The organism is Niallia nealsonii (assembly GCF_002835805.1).
GTDB classification, from domain to species: domain Bacteria; phylum Bacillota; class Bacilli; order Bacillales; family Cytobacillaceae; genus Niallia; species Niallia nealsonii.
The window spans coordinates 59,284-79,833 of sequence record NZ_PISE01000025.1 but is presented as its reverse complement, the minus strand read 5'-3'; the positions used below and the strand labels follow the sequence as shown (position 1 = coordinate 79,833).

21 protein-coding genes, 1 pseudogene and 2 riboswitches are annotated in these 20,550 nt (G+C 35.3%); of the genes and pseudogenes, 20 read left to right on the top strand and 2 right to left on the bottom strand.

The window, feature by feature from the left end; genetic code table 11:
* Positions 1-129 precede the first annotated feature (129 nt).
* Complete coding sequence (locus CWS01_RS12395; RefSeq protein ID WP_101177512.1) at positions 130-930, bottom strand: EcsC family protein; 801 nt, start codon at positions 928-930, stop codon at positions 130-132.
* A 270-nt stretch (positions 931-1,200) separates the two neighbouring features.
* Positions 1,201-1,345, top strand: a riboswitch (FMN riboswitch).
* A 420-nt stretch (positions 1,346-1,765) separates the two neighbouring features.
* Between CWS01_RS12395 and ribE the strand changes: the two genes are divergently transcribed.
* The 19 genes and pseudogenes from ribE to CWS01_RS12310 all read left to right on the top strand — a co-directional run bounded on the left by ribE (position 1,766) and on the right by CWS01_RS12310 (position 19,678).
* On the top strand, positions 1,766-2,419 hold the full coding sequence (ribE, locus tag CWS01_RS12390; protein ID WP_101177511.1) for a riboflavin synthase: 654 nt from the start codon (positions 1,766-1,768) through the stop codon (positions 2,417-2,419).
* 36 nt (positions 2,420-2,455) lie between these two features.
* Positions 2,456-3,049 (top strand): annotated as a pseudogene (gene ribB, locus CWS01_RS12385) (3,4-dihydroxy-2-butanone-4-phosphate synthase); the annotation flags it as partial.
* A 32-nt stretch (positions 3,050-3,081) separates the two neighbouring features.
* On the top strand, positions 3,082-3,549 hold the full coding sequence (ribH, locus tag CWS01_RS12380; protein WP_101177509.1) for a 6,7-dimethyl-8-ribityllumazine synthase: 468 nt from the start codon (positions 3,082-3,084) through the stop codon (positions 3,547-3,549).
* A 277-nt stretch (positions 3,550-3,826) separates the two neighbouring features.
* Positions 3,827-5,125 (top strand): NCS2 family permease, encoded by a 1,299-nt coding sequence (locus tag CWS01_RS12375; protein WP_101177508.1) that lies wholly within the window; start codon positions 3,827-3,829, stop codon positions 5,123-5,125.
* Positions 5,126-5,396: 271 nt separating this feature from the next.
* Positions 5,397-5,546 (top strand): hypothetical protein, encoded by a 150-nt coding sequence (locus CWS01_RS22970; RefSeq protein WP_235852045.1) that lies wholly within the window; start codon positions 5,397-5,399, stop codon positions 5,544-5,546.
* A gap of 17 nt (positions 5,547-5,563) precedes the next feature.
* A complete protein-coding gene (locus CWS01_RS22965; protein WP_235852044.1) occupies positions 5,564-5,923 on the top strand; it encodes a YuxH family protein in 360 nt (119 codons plus the stop codon).
* 34 nt (positions 5,924-5,957) lie between these two features.
* A complete protein-coding gene (locus CWS01_RS22960) occupies positions 5,958-6,587 on the top strand; it encodes an EAL and HDOD domain-containing protein (protein ID WP_235852043.1) in 630 nt (209 codons plus the stop codon).
* A 153-nt stretch (positions 6,588-6,740) separates the two neighbouring features.
* On the top strand, positions 6,741-7,733 hold the full coding sequence (dapF, locus tag CWS01_RS12365; RefSeq protein WP_101177507.1) for a diaminopimelate epimerase: 993 nt from the start codon (positions 6,741-6,743) through the stop codon (positions 7,731-7,733).
* Between the two features lie 137 nt (positions 7,734-7,870).
* Complete coding sequence (locus CWS01_RS12360; RefSeq protein ID WP_101177506.1) at positions 7,871-8,602, top strand: thermonuclease family protein; 732 nt, start codon at positions 7,871-7,873, stop codon at positions 8,600-8,602.
* 111 nt (positions 8,603-8,713) lie between these two features.
* The gene (locus tag CWS01_RS12355; protein ID WP_101177505.1) at positions 8,714-9,367 is read left to right on the top strand and encodes a phosphatase PAP2 family protein; all 654 of its coding nucleotides are present in this window, start codon (positions 8,714-8,716) and stop codon (positions 9,365-9,367) included.
* A 40-nt stretch (positions 9,368-9,407) separates the two neighbouring features.
* Positions 9,408-9,953, top strand: a complete 546-nt coding sequence (locus CWS01_RS12350) for a glycerol-3-phosphate responsive antiterminator (RefSeq protein ID WP_101177504.1) — start codon at positions 9,408-9,410, stop codon at positions 9,951-9,953.
* A 318-nt stretch (positions 9,954-10,271) separates the two neighbouring features.
* The gene (locus CWS01_RS12345; protein ID WP_101177503.1) at positions 10,272-11,090 is read left to right on the top strand and encodes an MIP/aquaporin family protein; all 819 of its coding nucleotides are present in this window, start codon (positions 10,272-10,274) and stop codon (positions 11,088-11,090) included.
* Between the two features lie 70 nt (positions 11,091-11,160).
* A complete protein-coding gene (gene glpK, locus CWS01_RS12340) occupies positions 11,161-12,651 on the top strand; it encodes a glycerol kinase GlpK (protein ID WP_101177502.1) in 1,491 nt (496 codons plus the stop codon).
* 433 nt (positions 12,652-13,084) lie between these two features.
* Complete coding sequence (locus CWS01_RS12335) at positions 13,085-14,758, top strand: glycerol-3-phosphate dehydrogenase/oxidase (RefSeq protein WP_101177501.1); 1,674 nt, start codon at positions 13,085-13,087, stop codon at positions 14,756-14,758.
* 629 nt (positions 14,759-15,387) lie between these two features.
* A riboswitch (ZMP/ZTP riboswitch) is annotated at positions 15,388-15,469 on the top strand.
* 40 nt (positions 15,470-15,509) lie between these two features.
* Positions 15,510-16,349 carry a bifunctional 5,10-methylenetetrahydrofolate dehydrogenase/5,10-methenyltetrahydrofolate cyclohydrolase gene (locus CWS01_RS12330; protein WP_101177500.1) on the top strand — a complete coding sequence of 280 codons (840 nt, stop codon included), beginning with the start codon at positions 15,510-15,512 and terminating at the stop codon, positions 16,347-16,349.
* A gap of 235 nt (positions 16,350-16,584) precedes the next feature.
* The gene (locus tag CWS01_RS12325) at positions 16,585-16,785 is read left to right on the top strand and encodes a cold-shock protein (protein WP_101177499.1); all 201 of its coding nucleotides are present in this window, start codon (positions 16,585-16,587) and stop codon (positions 16,783-16,785) included.
* 463 nt (positions 16,786-17,248) lie between these two features.
* Entirely contained in the window at positions 17,249-18,724 is a 1,476-nt protein-coding gene (locus CWS01_RS12320; protein ID WP_205161149.1) for a DEAD/DEAH box helicase, read from the top strand.
* A gap of 145 nt (positions 18,725-18,869) precedes the next feature.
* On the top strand, positions 18,870-19,070 hold the full coding sequence (locus CWS01_RS12315; RefSeq protein ID WP_101177498.1) for a cold-shock protein: 201 nt from the start codon (positions 18,870-18,872) through the stop codon (positions 19,068-19,070).
* A 212-nt stretch (positions 19,071-19,282) separates the two neighbouring features.
* Complete coding sequence (locus CWS01_RS12310) at positions 19,283-19,678, top strand: cytosolic protein (RefSeq protein ID WP_101177497.1); 396 nt, start codon at positions 19,283-19,285, stop codon at positions 19,676-19,678.
* 74 nt (positions 19,679-19,752) lie between these two features.
* Here the strand turns inward: CWS01_RS12310 and CWS01_RS12305 are convergent, their stop codons facing one another.
* The gene (locus tag CWS01_RS12305; protein WP_193603776.1) at positions 19,753-20,043 is read right to left on the bottom strand and encodes a DUF6509 family protein; all 291 of its coding nucleotides are present in this window, start codon (positions 20,041-20,043) and stop codon (positions 19,753-19,755) included.
* Between the two features lie 284 nt (positions 20,044-20,327).
* Here CWS01_RS12305 and CWS01_RS12300 point away from each other — a divergent pair, with 284 nt between their 5' ends.
* Positions 20,328-20,531, top strand: coding sequence for a cold-shock protein (locus CWS01_RS12300; protein WP_193603778.1), 204 nt, complete (start codon positions 20,328-20,330; stop codon positions 20,529-20,531).
* Positions 20,532-20,550: the final 19 nt, after the last annotated feature.

Below are 20,550 nucleotides of genomic sequence, written 5' to 3'. Positions count from 1 at the left end.
AGACGGGTGGTGTTGGAAAAAGTTTCAGCCTGGCTAAAGGGAAACTTTAAATAGGGAGGCCTGCTTGTTAATGAGGAATAAAATCAACATAAAACAGCTAAAGGGAAACAGAAATCTCTTTGTTTCCCTTTAGCTGTTATTCCATGTATTGAATTTTTCTTTAATGCGCCTTTTGCGATAGAGCATATCGCCAGCTTCAGCTATTGCTTCAATGCTGCTCCGATTAGAGAAAGCGCCAAAAATTATGCCGAAAACAGGCACCATTTGAAATAATTTTTTCCATCCAAAAGTGTCTCTGTATGCAAACACGACTTCTTTCCATCCCTGCATTTCGGAAATAACCTCTCTTTGAACATGTTCGTTGTTTTCTTCAAATTCAGCAAGCTGTTTAAGAATAGCTTCTTTTCCCACAATATCCGCAGAAACAAACTGTAGACATTTTATAATAAAAATTCTTTCTTTTTTATCATTTGGATTAAATCCATAGCATATCGCAATATCTTGCAATATTTTAAGCTGCATCGAAAGCAGTACGGGAATATCAATGCTTAATGTGAAAATTCCGCCGACACCTGTACTTGCACCTTGCAGAGTCGCCCACTTTTTTCTGTTTTGTGTAATTTTTCCAACGGCGATTTTCATTTCCTCTATAGGCAATTTCTGTACTTCTTCAAGTGTTTGGATGGAATGTTTTTGGTAAATTTTTTTGACGGAAGAAATATTGCTTAAAAACTTCCCTCCGCTTTGAATATAATGGCCCATCTCATCAAGAAGCTGTCCAATTTTTTTTTGCATAAAAGCAGGTGTCCATCTGTCTAATAGTTTAAATGGCAGTCGTCCAAGTTTTTCCCAAAACCATAAACCTCGCTGCTCTTTTTCCCATTTTTGAATGGCTGTCAATTCTTTTAGTAAATACTGCTGATCTTCCATTTCTAGTAACCCCTCTATTAATCAGTATTATATGGTATGAGAGTTCATACGGATAAGTCAGCAAAAAGTTTCGTTCATTAAAATCTATTCTTTATTAGCATCATAAAAGTTTTCGAAACATTTGTCTTGCTTTAAAAAAGTTTATACAGTAAGATAACATTAATTAAATAGTAAAGGATCATATAGTGACAGTGAACCAAGAAGCAATTTCTTTTGTTTTAATCGATATGAACAACAATTGTTTAAAGCTTCTGTTCAATGGAACTTATTGATCGCCTTCGGGGTAGGGTGAAATTCCCAACCGGCGGTGATGAGTTTATACTCTAAGCCCGTGACCCGACTTATAGAAATATAAGGCGGTGGATTTGGTGAGAAACCAAAGCCGACAGTAAAGTCTGGATGGGAGAAGGAATAGCGAAGTTTGTGTAAATTCTTTTACATATCTTTCGGTGTAGAATTTTTAGCATAGTAAAAATGTTCTTTTTGCGAATGTTTATTTGCTGAACATATTAATTACAATACAAGTATATTTTTATGCTATTTATTCTGCTAAAACCGTTTCTTTGTTATGCACTTTTCCCGTATATACTATTATATACGGGTTGTTTGCGTTATAAAGATTCGGGAATTGGAAAGAGAAAGATTACACAGCTGACCTCCATTTAGATTATTTTGCTCCTAGATGTTTTAATGAGCGTAAAGTGGGCAGCATAAAGGACAAAATCAATCTTATTATTCTGCTCCATGCTTCAAATAACTCTACGTTTTATTCCTCGAAGTTCTATTTAATTGCTGTTTTTTTCCTGATGATAATTTTTAGAAAGGGGGTTGTTTATTGTTTACTGGAATAATTGAAGAAACGGGATTTGTAAAAAAAATTACAAAAGATGGTCATTCCCTCAAACTTACGATACAGGCAAATCGAATAATGGAAGATATGCAATTAGGCGATAGCATTGCTGTTAATGGTGTTTGTTTAACTGTTACTGTTTTTGACAGCCGCTTTTTTACGGTGGATGTAATGCCAGAGACGTTTCAAGATACATCACTTGCTTTGCTGAAAATAGGAGCAGAAGTTAATTTAGAACGTGCAATCATAGCAAATGGCCGCTTTGGCGGACATTTTGTTACAGGTCATGTAGATTGTGTTGGAACAATTTTACATAAAAAAGGGCAGGAAAATAGTCTTGTTATGGAAGTGGAAGTGCCCAAAGATTATATCCATCTTCTTTTAGAAAAGGGCTCTGTCAGCATTGATGGAACAAGTTTGACAATTTTTCAAGTTAGCGATCATTCTCTAACTGTATCAATTATTCCTCATACAGCAGATATCTCCGTATTTGGGAAAAAATTACCTGGCGATATTGTTAATCTAGAATTTGATATGATGGCAAAATACTTTTATCAGTTTATGCAAAAGGGGATGAAATCCTCCGCAAAAACAAATACAATCACTTCCTCATTTTTAAAGGAAAATGGTTTTTATTAATGGGAAAAGAGCGTACGTCAGAAAGGTGGAAATAGCATGTTTCATTCAATAAAAGAAGCACTGGCAGATTTGCAAAAAGGCAAGGTTGTGATTGTCTGTGATGATGAAAACAGGGAAAATGAAGGGGATTTTATCGGTCTTTCAGAGTTTGCGACACCAGAAATGATTAATTTTATGGCAAAGGAGGGGCGTGGTTTAATATGTGTGCCGATACAAAAAGAATTGGCAGATCATTTAGAGCTTGCTCCAATGGTGGCGAAAAATAACGACCCTCGGCAAACTGCTTTTACGGTGAGTATTGATCATAAAGAGACAACAACAGGCATTAGTGCATTTGAACGTGCTTTCACCATCCAAAAAATGATGGATAAAGAAGCGAAAGCACACGAGTTTACACGACCAGGCCATATTTTTCCTCTTATTGCAGCAAATGGCGGAGTATTAGAAAGAAATGGACATACAGAAGCTGCTATTGATCTAGCAGAACTAGCTGGATCCCCAGTAAAATCAGGAGTAATTTGTGAAATTCTAAATGAGGATGGAACAATGGCTAGAGTGAATGAGTTGGGGGAAATCTCGAAAAAGTTTGATTTGAAAATGATTACAATAAAAGATTTAGTAGAGTACAAAAAAACAATTTTTAGAAAAGAGGAAATAATATAATGAAAAAGGTATATGAAGGTCATTTAGTTGGCAGTGGATTAAAAATTGCAATGGTTGTATCAAGATTTAATGAATTTATTACAACAAGATTGCTGGCTGGTGCAGAAGATGCATTGAAAAGACATGGAGTAGAAGAAAAAGATATTGCTGTTATCTGGGTTCCAGGAGTATTTGAAATCCCTCTTGCTGCAAAAAAAATAGCAGAATCCAAAGAATATGATGCGGTCATTACACTTGGGACTGTTATCCGCGGGGCTACACCTCATTTTGATTATGTAAGCAATGAAGTGGCAAAAGGAGTGGCAAGTACATCCCTAAATTCTGGTGTGCCGATTATTTTTGGAGTGCTTACAACAGAATCCATTGAACAAGCGATTGAACGAGCAGGAACAAAAGCAGGAAACAAAGGATGGGAAGCGGCAGTTGGAGCAATTGAAATGGCCAATTTATATAAACAATTTGCTTAAAATCTCTCTTTTTTATTGCTGATTTATCTGGAAGCTTTATTTTGTTAGAGTAGAATGTTAGATGAATAATAAAATGTCTTTCTAAGCAATAATATATAATAATGAAGAAAACTGCTCACTTGATTAAAAAATGAGCAGCTTTTTCTATACAGGCAGAAAAAAACATTTGGCATATTAATGGAAAAATGTTAAAATTATTGTTTGTGGCTCCCTTTAATTTAGATTAAAGATGGAGCGGGTAGGGAGAGGGCTATTGTTTTAAAGGTAATGAATAAAAATGAAAAAATGGCTTAATGATTATTTTCAATTGGGGAGATTAAATGCTACATGGAAAGGTGAATTTTTTGCAGGGACAGTCGGTTTTTTTACCGTCGTATACATCGTCGCTGTTAATTCATTAATACTGGCAGAAGCGGGAATTCCATTAGAAGCAGCCATTATTGCTACAATTATAACTTCTATTGTCGGCTGTTTATTAATGGGGTTTTTAGGGAAAATACCTGTTCTTTTAGTTCCAGGCATGGGCATTAATGCATTATTTTCTTATACAATTGTTCAGTCGATGGGACTCACATGGCAGGAAGCTCTTGGAGTAGTATTTATTTCTGGGCTGCTGTTTATGATTGTGGCCTTTACGAAATTGGCGGAAATTGTCAGCGCCTCGATTCCAGCAAGCCTTAAAGAATCAATAACAGTTGGTTTAGGTTTATTTCTGATGTTAATAGGATTAGAAAAAGGCGGAATTGTTGAGAAAGGAACCAATTCTTTAATTTCCCTGGGTTCTTTTAGTGAGCCACATGTGTTGGCAACCGTTCTTACCTTTCTCGTGAGCATTATTTTGTTTCTTCGTAATGTAAAAGGAAACTTTTTAATTACGATTATTGTAGGTACTGCAATTTCTTGGATGTTTGGATTATTAGATATAAGCAAGGCAAAAGGGAATAGTATTCAATTAGAGGAATATAAAGGCGTATTTGGGCATGTGTCCTTTGAACAAGTGATGACAATTCCATTTTGGGTTGCGGTATTTTCCTTAACGATGGTGTTGGTCTTTGAAAATATCGGTTTGGTGCATAATCATGTTACCTATTTAAAAAGGCCAAATCAATTTAAAAAAGCATTTCAGGCAAATTCTATTTCTGTTTTTTTATCTAGTTTAACGGGAAGCAGTCCAACTGTATCAACAGTAGAAAGTACGGCAAGCATGGCAGCAGGAGGAAAAACAGGTGTAACAGCCGTGGTGGCAGGGTTATTGTTTATGTGTTCCATCTTTTTTGTTCCGGTTATTAAGCTTATACCAGACAGTGCGATTGCCCCTATATTAATGATTATCGGCGGACTTATGCTTCAGAATATCCGTAATTTAGATGTAAAAGATTTAAGTGAAAGTTTTCCAAGCTTTTTTATTATTGCAATGATTCCATTTACGTATAGCATTGCAGATGGAATGGCAATTGGTTTTATATTATACCCAATCTTAAAGATTGCTTTAGGAAAGGCAAAGGAAGTTTCTTTGCCTCTATATTTAATATCTTCTTTATTTCTAATTAATTTCGTGCTTCAATATATGCATTGAAATAATAAAGATGGAACAAATGATTAGATTGGAAAGCTCTATTTTTGTCTATTTGGCAAAGAATAGAGCTTTCTTCGTTCTTTTCGATGTAAACGTTTTTTGAAGGAATAGATAGAATGGATAAAAAAGAATAGTTTATCACGCATCAACGAGCTTTTGCCCCTACGTAAGGGATGATAAGAGAATAGGAGAAATCTAGGTGAGTAACAACGTGCTGAGTAAAAGCTTGATTGAATTTCACTTTATATAACATTTTTTTCGGGAGGATATAATGGAAATTTTTGTGGCTCGGCAACCGCTTTTTAATAAAATGGAGGAAGTCTACGGCTATGAACTTCTTTATCGGAATAATCAAAATAATGAATTTCCAGATGTAAATGAAGATAAAGCAACAGCTGATGTTATCATCAATAGTTTTTAAACATTGGGATGGAAAAAATGTCTGCTGGGAAACCTTGTTTTATTAACTTTACAGAAAACTTGCTGGAATTGGGTGTGCCAGCATACTTTCAACCAAGAGATATCGTCATTGAATTATTGGAAACAATAAAGCCTAGCAAAAAGATTGTTCATATATATAGAGAATTAAAAACAATGGGATATAAAATTGCTTTGGATGATTTTACTTTTCGAAAAGAAAATGCATATGCCAAAGAACTATTGCTGCTTGCAGATATAATCAAAATTGATTTTAGAAATACAATAAAAGAGATGCGCATGGAATTAGAAACGCTTGGCAAATCATTGGATATTATGATGGTGGCGGAAAAAATAGAGACAATGCAAGAGTATAAATAAGCTAAAAAAATCGGCTATTCCTTCTTCTCATAATGTGCCAACATATATACATACATATTTTGAAATAATAAAAAATATTTCAGCCAAAGAACCAGATATTGAGATTATTGCCAATTTAATTGAACAAAATGTCTCCTTATCTTATAAATTGTTAAAATTGGTAAATACATTAGGATGCGGATCACAATATAAAGTCAACGGCATAAGACAAGCAATTGTTTTATTGGGATTTATTGAACTAAAGAAATGGCTGTGTGTACTGGCGGTTCGAGAGAAGGATTCATCAAACGGAATCTCTGGAGAAGTCATGAAGTTATGTTTAGTGCGGGCGAAAATATGCGAGGAGGTTGCGAAGCTTTTACCTGTCGGCTTCTCTTTATCTGGCTATTTTTTAACAGGTATGTTTTCTCTTATGGATAGGATTCTAAACTTGTCGATGAGCGAAGTACTGAACCAGCTGCCATTGGACAAAGAAATTGAAGATGCTCTAAATGGCAAAAGAAATGATCAAAGAAAAGTACTGGACCTAGTTTTTGCAGTTGAAAAGGTGCAGTGGCAGACAATAAGCGCATTTTGCAAGGGATTAATGATTAAGGAAAAAGATGTATTTAATGCATATGGAGAATCATTAAATTGGGCTAAACAGATGATAGAAGAAAACTAGCAGCTGATTATATCATTTATTTGAAGCATCGTTAATCTGCTAGCTAGTTCGGAGTTATATCTATTTTATAAAATATCTGAAAAGATAATTGCGGATTTATGCATGCATTAGTACAATGAAAGAGACTAATTGAGGTAATCTGGGGGAATTAATATGGAAATAAAAGTAACGAAATGCCATGGCAGCGGAAATGATTTTCTTATTATAGATGAAATTTCTAATCCTTATCGTTTTTCAGAAATTAATCGGGCAGAATTGGCAAAGGCATTTTGTGACCGCAGTTCTCTTCTGGGTGCAGATGGTATTCTGTTTGTGCTGCCAAGTGAAAGTGAGAACTGTCATGCGAAAATGCGCGTTTTTAATGCAGATGGATCAGAAGCTTCCATGTGCGGAAATGGAATTCGTTGTGTGGCCCGTTATGTTTGTGAACTATTGGATGTAAAAGAAGCAGTTATTGAAACAATGAAAGCCCATTTAGAAGTGAAAAGAGAGGAAGATATTTTTCCGGAAATTCCAACTTATTTAGTGGAAATATCACCAGTATCATTTGATGTGGCAGATTTGCCATTGCATATTGAACAACCGACATTAAAGAATGAAAAGCTGGAAGCGTTAAATGAGGAATTATATTTTACGGCATTGGCAGTTCCTAATCCACATTTAATTTCCATTGTAAATAAACAACAAATCGACTCCCCTTTGCAAGAAAAGTTGAGCAAATATGTGAATGGTCCCAATGAGTTATTTACAGATGGAGTAAATGTTAGTTTTGTATCTATTTTAGATGAAGCAAGCATTTACGTTCGCACATTTGAAAGAGGAGTTGGTTTTACAAATGCTTGTGGAACAGCCATGTCTGCATCTTCGCTTGTAACGATTTTAAATGATTTTAATCAAGTGGGCGAATATATAGATGTATATAATAATGGGGGGAAAGTTCGCACATTTGTCCATGAAAAAAATGGGAAGTATCGCATTGATTTAATTGGGAACGCAACATATGTATATGATGCCAAGATAGAAGTAGAGCTAGATAATACAGAAGATTTTTCTATTATAGAGAAAAAGGTGAATGAAGCAGAAACAGTGAAATATGAAAAACTTCAACAATCTGCACAAAAATATATACAAGAGAAACTTGTGTAATACAAAGGTTAGTATGTAAAAGGCTGTCTTCACTCTTTTGACAAATCTTGTTCAAGAGTAGAGACAGCTTCTTATTTTTGAAAAAATAAAGGGATTAAAAATTTTCGCTTTAAATAAAAGGATAATGAGGTCTTTAGATGAAAAATTTATATAGATATGTTGTTATCCTGTTTATATTTTTAGTTTTAACGAGCTGCTCATTAATGGATTCAGCTGTAGAAGAAAAATCGGATAATAAACAGGTTAATGTTACACTAGATAAAGCAATTGATGGGGATACTATTTCAGTAATATATAAAGGAAATAAAGAAAGTGTACGATTTTTACTTGTAGATACACCGGAAACGGCTCATCCTCGGTTAGGAATACAGCCGTATGGAAAAGAAGCAAAAGAATTTACGAAACAATTAGTCGAAGATGCAGACAAACTGCAGCTAGAGTTTGATATCGGCCAAAATCGAGATAAATATGGGAGACTGCTGGCATATGTATATGCAGATGGAGAAATGGTGCAAAAACAATTGCTTAAAAAAGGTTTAGCGAGAGTAGCATATATTTACGATCCTAATACGAGATATGTCGATGTTTTCACCGACATTCAAAAAGAAGCGCAAAAATCAGGGATAGGAATATGGTCTGTAGAGAATTACGCTCAAGAGGATGGGTTTCATAAAGAAGTTATTACCGAAGATTCTCAAGAAGAGGTAGAGAAGGAACAAGGGAAGGGCTGCCTTATTAAAGGGAATATAACAGCGAATGATAAAATCTATCATACTCCTGATTCTCCTTGGTATAAACAAACAAAAGCGGAAAAAATGTTCTGCACAGAAAAAGAAGCCCAAGCAGCAGGTTTTCGTGCACCTAAATAAGGGGATTTTGTCTTTATGATAAAACCTTTATCTGTGGGTATGTAATCAACATAGAATTCTGCATACTAAGAAAGAGGCGATATATAAAGATTAGGAGGAGAATATTAGCAGATGGTAAGAGAAAGTCAAATGACGAGGAGATACATTTCTCTCATTTTATTTATTATATTGGCTGGAATCGCTGCATTTATAGGAATTGCCAAATGGGTAACAAGCAAAGATATCATTGTATTCGATTCTAATGTGATTGCATTTATTCAATCCTTTGTTTCTGACCGCTTTACTGCCGTGATGATAGCTATTAGTTTTTTTGGATCTATAAAGTGGATTGCTACTGTATTAATCATTATAGCTTGTTTGTTATGTTGGAAGAAAAAATATGCCCTAGCAATTTTTTTATTAGGTGCATCTGGATTGGGCGCCTTATTAAATAAAGGCTTAAAGTGGTTTTTTAAACGAGAGCGTCCTGATATATTGCCGATTGTCATAGAAAAAAGTTATAGTTTCCCTAGTGGTCATTCAATGGGGTCGCTCTTGTTTTACGGAAGTTTGGCATTTGTTGTCCTTCATTTAATGAAGCCATCTAAATTAAGAAAAATTGCTGTTTTTGTTTTTTGTCTGTTTATTTTGCTTATTGGTATAAGCCGAATTTATTTAGGTGTACACTTTCCGACAGATGTGCTTGGAGGCTATTCAGTCGGCATGGCATTTTTGTTTATTTGTATCATTGTTTTTCATTATTATGAAGAGAAAACAGGTAGATAAAGGGAAAATTCAATGGAAATTTAGTTTAGTGGGGAGAAACATGAAACAGAAAATTATTCCAGCTTCTGCAAATATGAAAGAATTTGAACAATTTTTACAAAGTGATTTTGAAATAGGCGTATTTTTAGAAATTCATATTTCTCAATTAAAAAATATAGCTGCTATGGCAAAACAAGCAGGAAAAAAAATGATTTATCATGTGGATTTAATTCAAGGACTAAAAAGCGACGATTTTGCAACTGAATATATTTGCCAGGAGTTTAGACCATATGGATTAATCTCGACGAAATCATCTGTTATTCAAAAAGCAAAACAAAAGCATGTGCTGGCGATACAAAGGGTATTTTTGCTTGACAGCCATGCGATTGAAAAAAGCATTAAGCTCGTAAAAAGGACGCAGCCTGACTATATTGAAGTATTGCCGGGAGCTATGCCTTGGATGATTGCAGAAATTAAAGAGAAGTTAGATACACCGATTTTAGCAGGGGGATTGATTCGGACTAAAGAGGATGTGGGAAATGCATTAAAAGCTGGAGCCGCAGGAATCACCACGTCCAAAAAAGAACTTTGGGAAAACTTTAAATAGGTTTGCTATAGCGTGCAAAAAATCAGTTTTATTCAGGAGTTGCGTCCTTCAGCTAACATAATCAACAAAAGCATTATTTTAATAATAAAAATCTTTTTAATCAGTTGACAGCGTTTTCAATGTGTAATAAAATAAATTTACAAGTTAATGTATGTGTCGGAGAAAAAGGAGATGCACAAACAGAAATCACATATTATGTATGTGAGAAATTTCTGATGTGTTTCTCCTTTTTTCTTGTTTATCCAAAATTTTCTGATTGTAGAACAATTGGCACAATTCACGTATATTAATGGGTGAAAAAAGAAAAGAGGAAAAACGATGACAGCATTTTTGGGAGAAATAGTTGGCACGATGATTTTGATTGTAATTGGTGGAGGAGTAGTAGCAGGTGCGAATTTAAAGAAAACGTTTTCTAATAGTAGCGGATGGATTGTTATTACCATCGCATGGGGGCTAGCTGTTGTAATGGGAGCTTTTGCTGTTGGGAATATTAGCGGTGCACATCTAAATCCAGCCGTTACCATTGCATTTGCGATTTCAGGAGACTTCCCTTGGCATCAGGTTCCAGGTTATATACTTGCACAAGTGATCGGTGGATTAATAGGAGCAGTTATTGTTTATTTACATTATCTTCCTCATTGGGCAGCAACCGAAGATCCAAGTGCAAAACTAGCCGTGTTCTCAACAAGTCCAGCGATTCCACATACTTTTTCCAATCTATTAAGTGAGACGATTGGCACATTTACCTTAGTATTAGGGTTGCTGTTTATTGGAGCCAATAAGTTTGCAGAAGGATTAAACCCGATTGCAGTAGGATTATTAATTGTGGCAATTGGCATGTCTCTTGGGGGAACAACAGGATATGCAATTAATCCTGCCCGTGATTTAGGTCCACGGATTGCCCATTTTATTTTGCCGATTGCGGGAAAAGGAAAGTCTAACTGGGGATATGCTTGGGTACCGATTGTAGGTCCAATAATGGGAGCTTCTTTAGCAGCGGTTTTCTATCCCTTCATTTATAATGGGGTTATGATTACAAGCTTTTGGATAGTAATTGCTGCCAATATCATTATACTAGCGGCTGCTTTTTTTGCTTCTAATAATAAAAGCAGGATGATAGTAAATAAAGCAGCTTAATACATATAATCAATTTATTTAACTAGGCAAGTCGAAAATAATAAAATTAACATTTTTTAGGAGGATTAACATGGAGAAATATATTTTATCATTAGATCAAGGAACGACTAGTTCTCGCGCTATTCTTTTTAATCAAAAAGGGGAAATTGTTCATTCGGCTCAAAAAGAATTCACGCAGATTTTTCCTAAACCTGGCTGGGTAGAGCATAATGCAAGTGAAATTTGGGGCTCTATTTTATCTGTGATTGCAACAGTTTTGTCTGAGTCTGATATAAAGGCAGAACAAGTTGCAGGAATCGGTATCACCAATCAAAGAGAAACAGCTGTTGTATGGGATAAAAAAACAGGAATTCCTGTCTATCATGCGATTGTTTGGCAATCTAGACAAACAAAAGAAATATGCGAAGAATTAAAGGAGCAAGGATATAATGAACTTTTTCGGGAAAAAACAGGATTATTAATTGATGCTTATTTTGCTGGAACAAAAGTCAAATGGATTTTAGATCATGTAGAGGGAGCTAGACAGAAAGCAGAAAATGGAGAATTGTTGTTTGGTACGATTGATACATGGCTAATATGGAAACTTTCAGGAGGGAAAGCTCATGTAACCGATTATTCGAATGCATCCAGAACGCTGATGTTTAATATTTATGATTTACACTGGGATGATGAATTATTAGATATTTTAACAGTGCCAAAATCAATGCTTCCAGAAGTAAAACCTTCCTCGGCAATTTATGCATACACCGTGGATTATCACTTTTTTGGTCAAAATATTCCAATTGCAGGAGTGGCAGGGGATCAGCAGGCAGCCCTTTTTGGGCAAGGGTGTTTTGAAGAGGGAATGGTAAAAAATACTTATGGCACTGGCTGTTTTATGCTTATGAATACAGGAGAAAAAGCAGTAAAATCAGAGCATGGACTATTAACAACAATAGCATGGGGATTAAATGGAAAAGTTGAATATGCATTAGAAGGCAGCATTTTTGTTGCAGGTTCTGCTATTCAATGGCTTAGAGACGGTTTAAGAATGATAAAAGATGCAAAAGATAGCGAATTATATGCCAGCCGCGTTTCCTCTACTGATGGAGTCTATGTTGTGCCGGCTTTTGTTGGACTGGGTACTCCTTATTGGGATAGTGATGTAAAAGGAGCGGTATTTGGAGTGACAAGGGGCACAACAAAAGAGCATTTTATCCGAGCAACCTTAGAATCTTTGGCATATCAGACAAGGGATGTGCTTTCTGTTATGCAGAGCGATTCTAATATGAAAGTGAAAACATTGCGGGTGGACGGAGGAGCTGTAAAAAATGATTTTTTAATGCAATTTCAAGGCGATATTGTCCATGTTCCAGTAGAAAGGCCTGTTATCAATGAAACAACCGCTTTAGGTGCTGCTTATTTAGCGGGTTTAGCAGTTGGATTTTGGAAAGATCAGCAGGAAATTTCCGAAAAATGGAGATTGGAAAAGTCCTTTGAACCGAAAATGGATCTGATTGAACGGGAAGAGTTATATGGAGGCTGGAAAAAGGCTATCCATGCGACAATGGCTTTTAAATAAAGGCTGTTTTCGTAAACTTTGTTGCTTTTAAAGAAGCAGGTTGCTTTCTGTGGGGCAGGCGGTGAGCCTCCTCAGGCTGTGGCCTTGCGGGGTCTCTCCTGTCCCGCTAATCCCACAGGAGTCTCGCACCTTTCACTCCAATCAATCTATGTTAACCATGGATTTACTCGTGGAAACTATCCGGAAAATAACAATCTTTTAGAAAACATCCTAAATAAATAAAAAGAAAGGTCTATCAGATCGAACTAAGAAAAATATTTTTATAAAAATATTGTAAATACTATGAAAATATAGATTTTTATGGTATAATCAAATTAAGTTAATAATATGTCTGGAGAAAATGGAGAGACCACAAGTCGTTATCAATTACTGGTAATGTTGCTTTGTGGTCTCTTTTTGTTTTTTACTAATAGAATCAATTGGGGGAATAAACATGCAAATGACAAATAGACAAGAAATAGAACAACAATTAAAGACGCATAAATATGAAGTATTAATCATTGGGGGAGGAATAACGGGCGCTGGAATCGCTCTTGATGCGGCAACGAGAGGGATGAAAACAGCCCTTGTCGAAATGCAGGATTTTTCAGCGGGTACATCAAGCCGCTCAACAAAACTTGTTCATGGTGGTCTTAGGTATCTAAAGCAGCTAGAAGTTGGCATGGTAGCAGAAGTAGGCAAAGAAAGAGCTGTTGTATATGAAAATGGTCCACATGTTACAACACCTGAATGGATGCTGCTTCCTTTTCATAAAGGGGGAACTTTCGGCAAGTTTACAACAAGCATCGGGCTTAGAGTGTACGATTTTCTGGCAGGGGTAAAAAAAGCAGAGCGTAGAACAATGTTTTCAAAAGAAGAAACTTTATTAAAAGAGCCGTTAATAAAAAAAGAAAATTTAAAAGGCGGCGGCTATTATGTAGAGTATCGTACAGACGATAGTCGATTAACAATAGAAGTCATGAAAAAAGCGATCGAAAAAGGAGCCGATGCACTTAATTATACAAAAGTGGAAAAGCTGCTTTATGATAAAAAAGGGAAAATTAATGGAGCTTTTGTAAAAAATATGCTGACAGGGGAAAAATACTCTATTTTTGCTGAATATGTGGTGAATGCAGCAGGTCCATGGGTAGATACCATTCGCGAAATCGATGGCAGCAAAAAGGGAAAAGCGCTTCAATTAACAAAAGGGGTTCATATTGTAATTGATCAACGTAAATTTCCATTAAAGCAAGCTATTTATTTTGATACACCAGATAAGCGCATGGTTTTCGCCATTCCACGAGAAGGAAAAGCATATGTAGGAACAACGGATACATTTTATGGAGATGACCCTGTTAGTCCAACCATGCAAGTGGAGGATCGGGACTATCTAATAAATGCCATTCATTACATGTTTCCATCGGTAAAAATTTCTACAGCAGATATTGAGTCCAGCTGGGCGGGAGTCAGGCCTTTAATATTAGAAGATGGAAAAGACCCTTCGGAGATTTCCCGCAAAGATGAAATTTGGGAATCTGAATCTGGTTTAATTACGATTGCAGGAGGGAAATTAACAGGCTATCGAAAAATGGCTCAAACGGTTACGGATTTAGTTGCCAAACATTTTGAGAAAAATGGAAAAACATTCAGATCTTGTCTAACCAAACATTTGCCTATTTCAGGGGGCGATGTAGGGGGGGCAACGCATTTTAAGGAGTTTCAGCTGAAACACCTGGAAAAAGGAGTAGATGCCGGTCTGACAGAATCAGATGCATTGGCAATTGTCAATAAATACGGAAGCAATGCAGAGTCCATCTATCAATTGGTGAAAGAAAATAAACAAGAGGCGGTACTCTATTCCTTGCCAATGCTTTTATGGGCAAAGATCCGCTATGCAATGGAAGGAGAAATGGCTGTAACACCTGTGGATGTATTGCTAAGAAGAACAGGGCTGATTTTATTTCATATACAAGAAGTACAGACTTATAAAAGTCAGGTTGTTCAATATATGGAAGAATATTTGAATTGGAGCAAGGAAGAAAGGGATAAATTCACAAAAGAATTGGAAAAAGAAATTTTAAATGCAACTGTACCAGAGGATGAAGAAAACAAGGCGAAATTAGCTTGACGAGATGGTTGAAATAAAAATGCCTATTATTCACAAATGGTCTTTGGTTGACTATTTGTGAATAATAGGATATGATACTACTTGTATGTATTTGAGGTTCAGAACGGAATTATGTAATAATGTGTAAGTTAAACATCATGTAAACACAATAAGGAACAAACTGCAAAATTAGATTTACACTTCAAACCATCTTCAAAAACACATTTCTTATTCTTCTATAATTAGCGGATTAATCCTTCCATTTTTTTAATACAATCAGTAATGTATTTTTGCCGTTCTTATGAAACATCCTAAATTCAAACTGGCACGGTCTAGGAACCGTAAGGATGAAAGAGAGGTAGGGCTTTCATTGTTTTAGGCGAAAACACGCTAGTTTTTCTGTGCGACTCGAAATTTCTTTTGACTGCATGAAAAAGTGTTATTCCTTAAATATATGCCACATAAAAACAGTGTTTCCTTTTTAAAAAGGCACTGTTTTTTTATTATACAGTAATTTTTATGTCTATTAAAAGGTGACAGCAAAAGGCCTATTATGCATACTGCTTCTGCTATTTTTTAAAAAGATAGATAGTTTAAAAAAAACAATATTTAAATTGCAAAGAAGCTATGTTATGATACGTTTGTAAAAGAAATTACACAGTAACTGACGACAATAATGGAACTAACCATATGGGAGCTGTGTATGTATCGCCGGTCGTCTGGGCAAAAGATGCAAATAATCATCTTTTAACATTTTTCCGGAGGGATATATATGACTGAGAAACTTATACTAGATGGAAATGCAGTAGCAAATGCAGTAAAGGAAGAATTAAAGGCGAGAATTGCAGACTTAAAAACAAAAGGGATCACTCCTTGTTTAGCAACGATTTTAGTCGGGGATGATTCATCGAGTGAAACGTATGTGAAAATGAAAGGAAATGCATGTGCGCGCCTTGGAATCGATTCGAAAAAAATTCATTTAGATAAAGAAACGACAACGGAAGAATTGCTAGACGTTATTTACCAATTAAATGAAGATGCAAATGTTCATGGAATTTTGCTGCAGCATCCTGTGCCGCATCAAATCGATGAAAGAAAAGCATTTGAAGCAATTGATATTGAAAAAGATGTAGATGGAGTAACAAGCTTCGGATATGGACAAACAGCATTAGGATTTGGAAAATACCCATCCTGCACACCAGCAGCGATTCTTAAAATAATGGAATATTATAATATTAATGCAAGTGGCAAACATGCTGTTGTAGTCGGTAGAAGTCCAATTCTTGGAAAACCAGTTTCAGCATTATTGCTAAACGCAGATGCAACAGTGACAACATGCCATTCTCGTACGGAAAATCTTGCAAGTCATGTAAAACAAGCAGATATTATCATTGCAGCTGTAGGAAAACCTAATTTTATTCAAGGAGATTGGGTAAAGCCAGGGGCAATTATTTTGGATGCAGGCTATAATAAAGGCAATATTGGCGATGTTGATTATGAAGCATGTTTGAAACAAGCTTCTGCCATTACTCCGGTACCAGGGGGAGTGGGACCTGTTACAATTAGCATGCTGTTAAAGCATACAGTTGATTCAGCAGAAAGAAGCATTTAATAGTTTAGTAGAATAAAAAAGTTTATTTGACAAATAGAAAAAAATTTTATATGATATATGTAACGCAATTAAGTTCGGTATATGTTTTATGGATAAGTGGTCGTAGCTGCAAATGATGTAGGCGATTTAATTCCTGCATATAAAGGCTACGACCTTTTATGTAGCGAAGATTTATCGATTCCTAAAAGTTATATTAGGTGCTTAAAGGTGTAACACAATTTTGGAGGTTTTACAAATGAACACAGGTAAAGTAAAATGGTTTAACGCAGAAAAAGGTTTCGGTTTCATCGAGTCTACAGAAGGTCAAGACGTATTCGTTCACTTCTCAGCTATCCAAACTGAAGGTTTCAAAACTTTAGAAGAAGGCCAAGAAGTTACTTTTGAAATCGTTGAAGGTAACCGTGGACCACAAGCTTCTAACGTTGCTAAAGCTTAATTAAAGCGATTTTGTATTAAAAGGTGATGCCTTTCTAAAATGCATCACCTTTTTTATTGACAACGACAGTATTCCTTTCTTTTGAAGGATTTTCATTTATACATTTAATGTACTCCATTTCTTTCATCCGTTTCCTATCCACCTATTTCCCACTTATTGAAGTATATAGAATAAGGGACAAATTATCTTTATTGTTTTGGAAATGAAAAAAAGTGAAGTAAAATGGAGAGTATATATTTATACATTTTTAAAATAATACGCTCTGCTAAAGATATTTCAAAACAGATTATATTTTCTTTTCATTGGGGAAAAATAAATGAAGGTTTTTTGTCATGTTTTTTTGACATTACGATTTTGTATTATTACAATTTTGCAGTATAAAAAACATTCTATATGCTTTGACATTTGTTCATTTCATTAGACAGTATCAATTTGCAGAGCCAAATATAAGGAGGAAAAAGTATTGACAACTTTTTCAGATTTTAATTTAAGCAGCAGTTTAGAAAAAGCATTATCGAACATGGGGTTTGAAGAACCAACTCCAATTCAGGCACAAGCATTACCAATCGCCCTTTCAGGCAAAGATATGATTGGACAAGCACAAACTGGTACGGGTAAAACAACAGCTTTTGGTGTACCATTGTTAGAAGCTATTGAAGTAGGCAAAGCAATACAAGGATTAGTATTAGCGCCAACAAGAGAATTAGCAGTGCAAGTAGCAGAAGAACTTAACCGTATTGGTGCAGTTAAAGGAATTCGTACATTGCCAGTATATGGTGGACAAGATATCAATCGTCAAATCCGCGGCTTAAAAAAGAAGCCAGAAATCATTGCGGCAACACCAGGACGTTTAATTGATCATATCGAGCGTAAAACAATTCGTTTGCAAGATTTGAAAATGATTGTATTGGATGAAGCAGATGAAATGCTAAACATGGGCTTTATCGACGATATCGAAAGAATTTTAAGTGAAACGCCTGACAGCCGTCAAACTTTACTATTTTCTGCTACTATGCCAAGAAGAATTCAATCATTGGCAGAACGTTTTATGAAAGAACCAGAAATAGTAAAAGTAAAAGCAAAAGAAATGACGGTTACAAATATTGAACAGCATTATATGGAAGTGCAAGAACGTCAAAAATTTGATGTATTATGCAGCCTGTTAGATATTCAATCACCAGAACTTGCAATCGTTTTTGGACGTACAAAAAAACGTGTTGATGAAGTAGTAGAAGGTTTGATTAAACGAGGCTATTCAGCTGAAGGTATCCATGGAGATATTCCACAAGGGAAACGCGATCAAGTTATTCGTCGTTTTAAAGAACAAACAATCGATATTATGGTAGCAACAGATGTAGCAGCACGTGGTTTAGATATTAGTGGTGTTTCTCATGTTTATAACTTTGATATTCCACAAGATCCAGAAAGCTATGTACACAGAATTGGGCGTACAGGTCGTGCTGGTAAAAAAGGTCTTGCGATTACATTTGTATCGCCAAGAGAATTAGATCACTTGCGCATTATTGAAAATGTAACGAAAAAGAAAATGACGAAAAAGTCAATTCCATCTTTAACAGATGTATTAGCTGGAAGTCAACAAGCAACGATCAATAAAATTACAAAAACAGTAGAAGAAAATGCGTATGCAGAATACAAACGTGTAGCAGAAAGTCTTTTAGAAGAGCAGGATTCTGTGACATTGCTTGCTGCAGCATTAAAGCTGTTAACGAAAGAGCCAGATGCAACACCTGTTAAATTAACAGCTGTTGAGCCACTTCGTTCGAAAAAACCGAAAAAAGAGTATCGTTCTGGTTCTGGTGGCGGTGGACGTCGTCGTCGCAGTGACCGTCCTAGCGGAGAGCGCAACACTTATGACCGTAATCGCGGCGGCGGTTCTGGTGGAGAAAGAAGAAGCAGAAGCCGCAATAAAAGCAATTAATAATTAACAATTTTTAAGTTTTTTGCCTAAAATAAGATTTTTATTCAAATAAACGATTAAATCGACAAAATTTGGGTATACTGAATAAATGAAGGATATTTTTTAAGAATATCCTTCTTTATTTAAATCTAGGAGGCAATATATAATGGCAACAGGCAAAGTAAAATGGTTTAATTCTGAAAAAGGTTTTGGATTCATTGAAGTAGAAGGTGGAGAAGATGTATTTGTTCATTTCTCTGCTATTCAAACAGAAGGTTTTAAAACATTAGATGAAGGCCAAGAAGTTAATTTCGATATAGAGCAGGGTGGACGTGGACCACAAGCTGTAAATGTAACGAAAGCTTAACTATAACAAAGAGTCCCAATTAGTGGGCTCTTTTTTTGTGGAAGTGAATGTAATCGTTTGTTTTTGTTTTGTAATAGACAAATCAATAGAAGGGTATAAGTCTAAACCATTTGAACGAAAAAGCTGATAGACAGTGTTTTAAAAAACAAGAGTTATGTTTTGCTAAAGGCAAAAAGATTATATACAATAGATTGATGAAAGAGGTGTAATAAATGAAAGAATATACAGTAGAATTTCACAAAGAAGACGGAATGGGCAATATAGTTGTAACCAAATTAAATGAGGAAGATTTCAACACAGCAACAAGTGGTGGAACAAGACAACTGTTTGAGTTAGATACAAATATCGGCTTTTTTATTTATTTTGATGCAGTAGATGAATCTGGAAAAGAATCTTATTTAGTTCTTCAGTATGAGGAAGAACAAGAAGAACCAACAGCTTGTTATTCATTTGAATTAAAGGATTTTTATCAATTTGTGGCACTTCATCTGAATGACTTGCAATTAGATGAAGAAGGGGAAGAAGAGGAAGATGCGTTTGGCCCCATCCACTATTTAGCCCACCTAATGCACCATATTGTAGAAGATGGAAAAGCGGTAGAGGCTTAAAAAGAAAAGGACTATTCGGCATAATGGAATAGTCCTTTTCTCTAGTTCTAAATGGATGCAGGAATTAACATAAATTATTCTGCTTCTGTAAAATGTTCTTTGCAAAAAGCAGTTATTTCTGCTAATTCTTCTTCCTCTAATGCAAAGTCCAAGTATTTATCTTCGATACTGTTATAAAAGTGATAATTTAAAATTTTTCCGTGATCTTCTTCTACGAAAAACAACACTTTTAATTGTAAACCTTGCTCTGATGCAAGATCGTCCTCTTCTTCTACTTCTAAGCTTAAAAAGTATTCATATCGTTCACCTGTTAAAATTCCTGTAGGATCATTAATTTTTTCAATCGTATATTCTTTAATTTCCATTATTTTTATCCTCCTCGGAGAGAAAAGCAGTTCCCTCATATGTACATACTAAAAAATAATAGCACAATCCATCGGCAAAAAGCTAATTCTTTCTTTGGAAATATGAGAGTATGTATACAGTATTTTTGGCGAAATTCCCGCATATTGACATTTTTATAGGATGTGTTATAATGAAAGAATGAGTTCTTTTAATTTACAATAGTTGCTTGTCTTAGGTATTAATTGTGTTTTCTAGCGATAAGTTTTTTTATTAAAAAAACTTTATGGAGGTGCTTCATTTGGCAATGGGTTTTGGCAGAAAAAATAATGAAGAAGTTGTGAAAGAAGAAGTAGCGATTTGGGATTGTGTATCAGATACATGTAAATGCTGGATTAGGGACAATTTTAAGAGCAGTGAAAAACCAAAGTGCCCAATTTGCGGAAGTGACATGGTAGCAACGACAAGGGAACTTCAAGTGGTAAATAATAATAGCATCTATTCTAAATAAATGATATAAAAAGGATAAA

Excerpts from the sequence above, each read along its gene's own strand:
- CWS01_RS12395 (WP_101177512.1), bottom strand. The coding sequence starts at position 930 with ATGGAAGATCAGCAGTATTTACTAAAAGAATTGACAGCCATTCAAAAA.
- ribH (WP_101177509.1), top strand. The coding sequence starts at position 3,082 with ATGAAAAAGGTATATGAAGGTCATTTAGTTGGCAGTGGATTAAAAATT.
- CWS01_RS12375 (WP_101177508.1), top strand. The coding sequence starts at position 3,827 with ATGAAAAAATGGCTTAATGATTATTTTCAATTGGGGAGATTAAATGCT.
- CWS01_RS22970 (WP_235852045.1), top strand. The coding sequence starts at position 5,397 with ATGGAAATTTTTGTGGCTCGGCAACCGCTTTTTAATAAAATGGAGGAA.
- CWS01_RS22965 (WP_235852044.1), top strand. The coding sequence starts at position 5,564 with ATGTCTGCTGGGAAACCTTGTTTTATTAACTTTACAGAAAACTTGCTG.
- dapF (WP_101177507.1), top strand. The coding sequence starts at position 6,741 with ATGGAAATAAAAGTAACGAAATGCCATGGCAGCGGAAATGATTTTCTT.
- CWS01_RS12360 (WP_101177506.1), top strand. The coding sequence starts at position 7,871 with ATGAAAAATTTATATAGATATGTTGTTATCCTGTTTATATTTTTAGTT.
- CWS01_RS12355 (WP_101177505.1), top strand. The coding sequence starts at position 8,714 with ATGGTAAGAGAAAGTCAAATGACGAGGAGATACATTTCTCTCATTTTA.
- CWS01_RS12350 (WP_101177504.1), top strand. The coding sequence starts at position 9,408 with ATGAAACAGAAAATTATTCCAGCTTCTGCAAATATGAAAGAATTTGAA.
- CWS01_RS12345 (WP_101177503.1), top strand. The coding sequence starts at position 10,272 with ATGACAGCATTTTTGGGAGAAATAGTTGGCACGATGATTTTGATTGTA.
- glpK (WP_101177502.1), top strand. The coding sequence starts at position 11,161 with ATGGAGAAATATATTTTATCATTAGATCAAGGAACGACTAGTTCTCGC.
- CWS01_RS12335 (WP_101177501.1), top strand. The coding sequence starts at position 13,085 with ATGCAAATGACAAATAGACAAGAAATAGAACAACAATTAAAGACGCAT.
- CWS01_RS12330 (WP_101177500.1), top strand. The coding sequence starts at position 15,510 with ATGACTGAGAAACTTATACTAGATGGAAATGCAGTAGCAAATGCAGTA.
- CWS01_RS12325 (WP_101177499.1), top strand. The coding sequence starts at position 16,585 with ATGAACACAGGTAAAGTAAAATGGTTTAACGCAGAAAAAGGTTTCGGT.
- CWS01_RS12315 (WP_101177498.1), top strand. The coding sequence starts at position 18,870 with ATGGCAACAGGCAAAGTAAAATGGTTTAATTCTGAAAAAGGTTTTGGA.
- CWS01_RS12310 (WP_101177497.1), top strand. The coding sequence starts at position 19,283 with ATGAAAGAATATACAGTAGAATTTCACAAAGAAGACGGAATGGGCAAT.
- CWS01_RS12305 (WP_193603776.1), bottom strand. The coding sequence starts at position 20,043 with ATGGAAATTAAAGAATATACGATTGAAAAAATTAATGATCCTACAGGA.
- CWS01_RS12300 (WP_193603778.1), top strand. The coding sequence starts at position 20,328 with ATGGGTTTTGGCAGAAAAAATAATGAAGAAGTTGTGAAAGAAGAAGTA.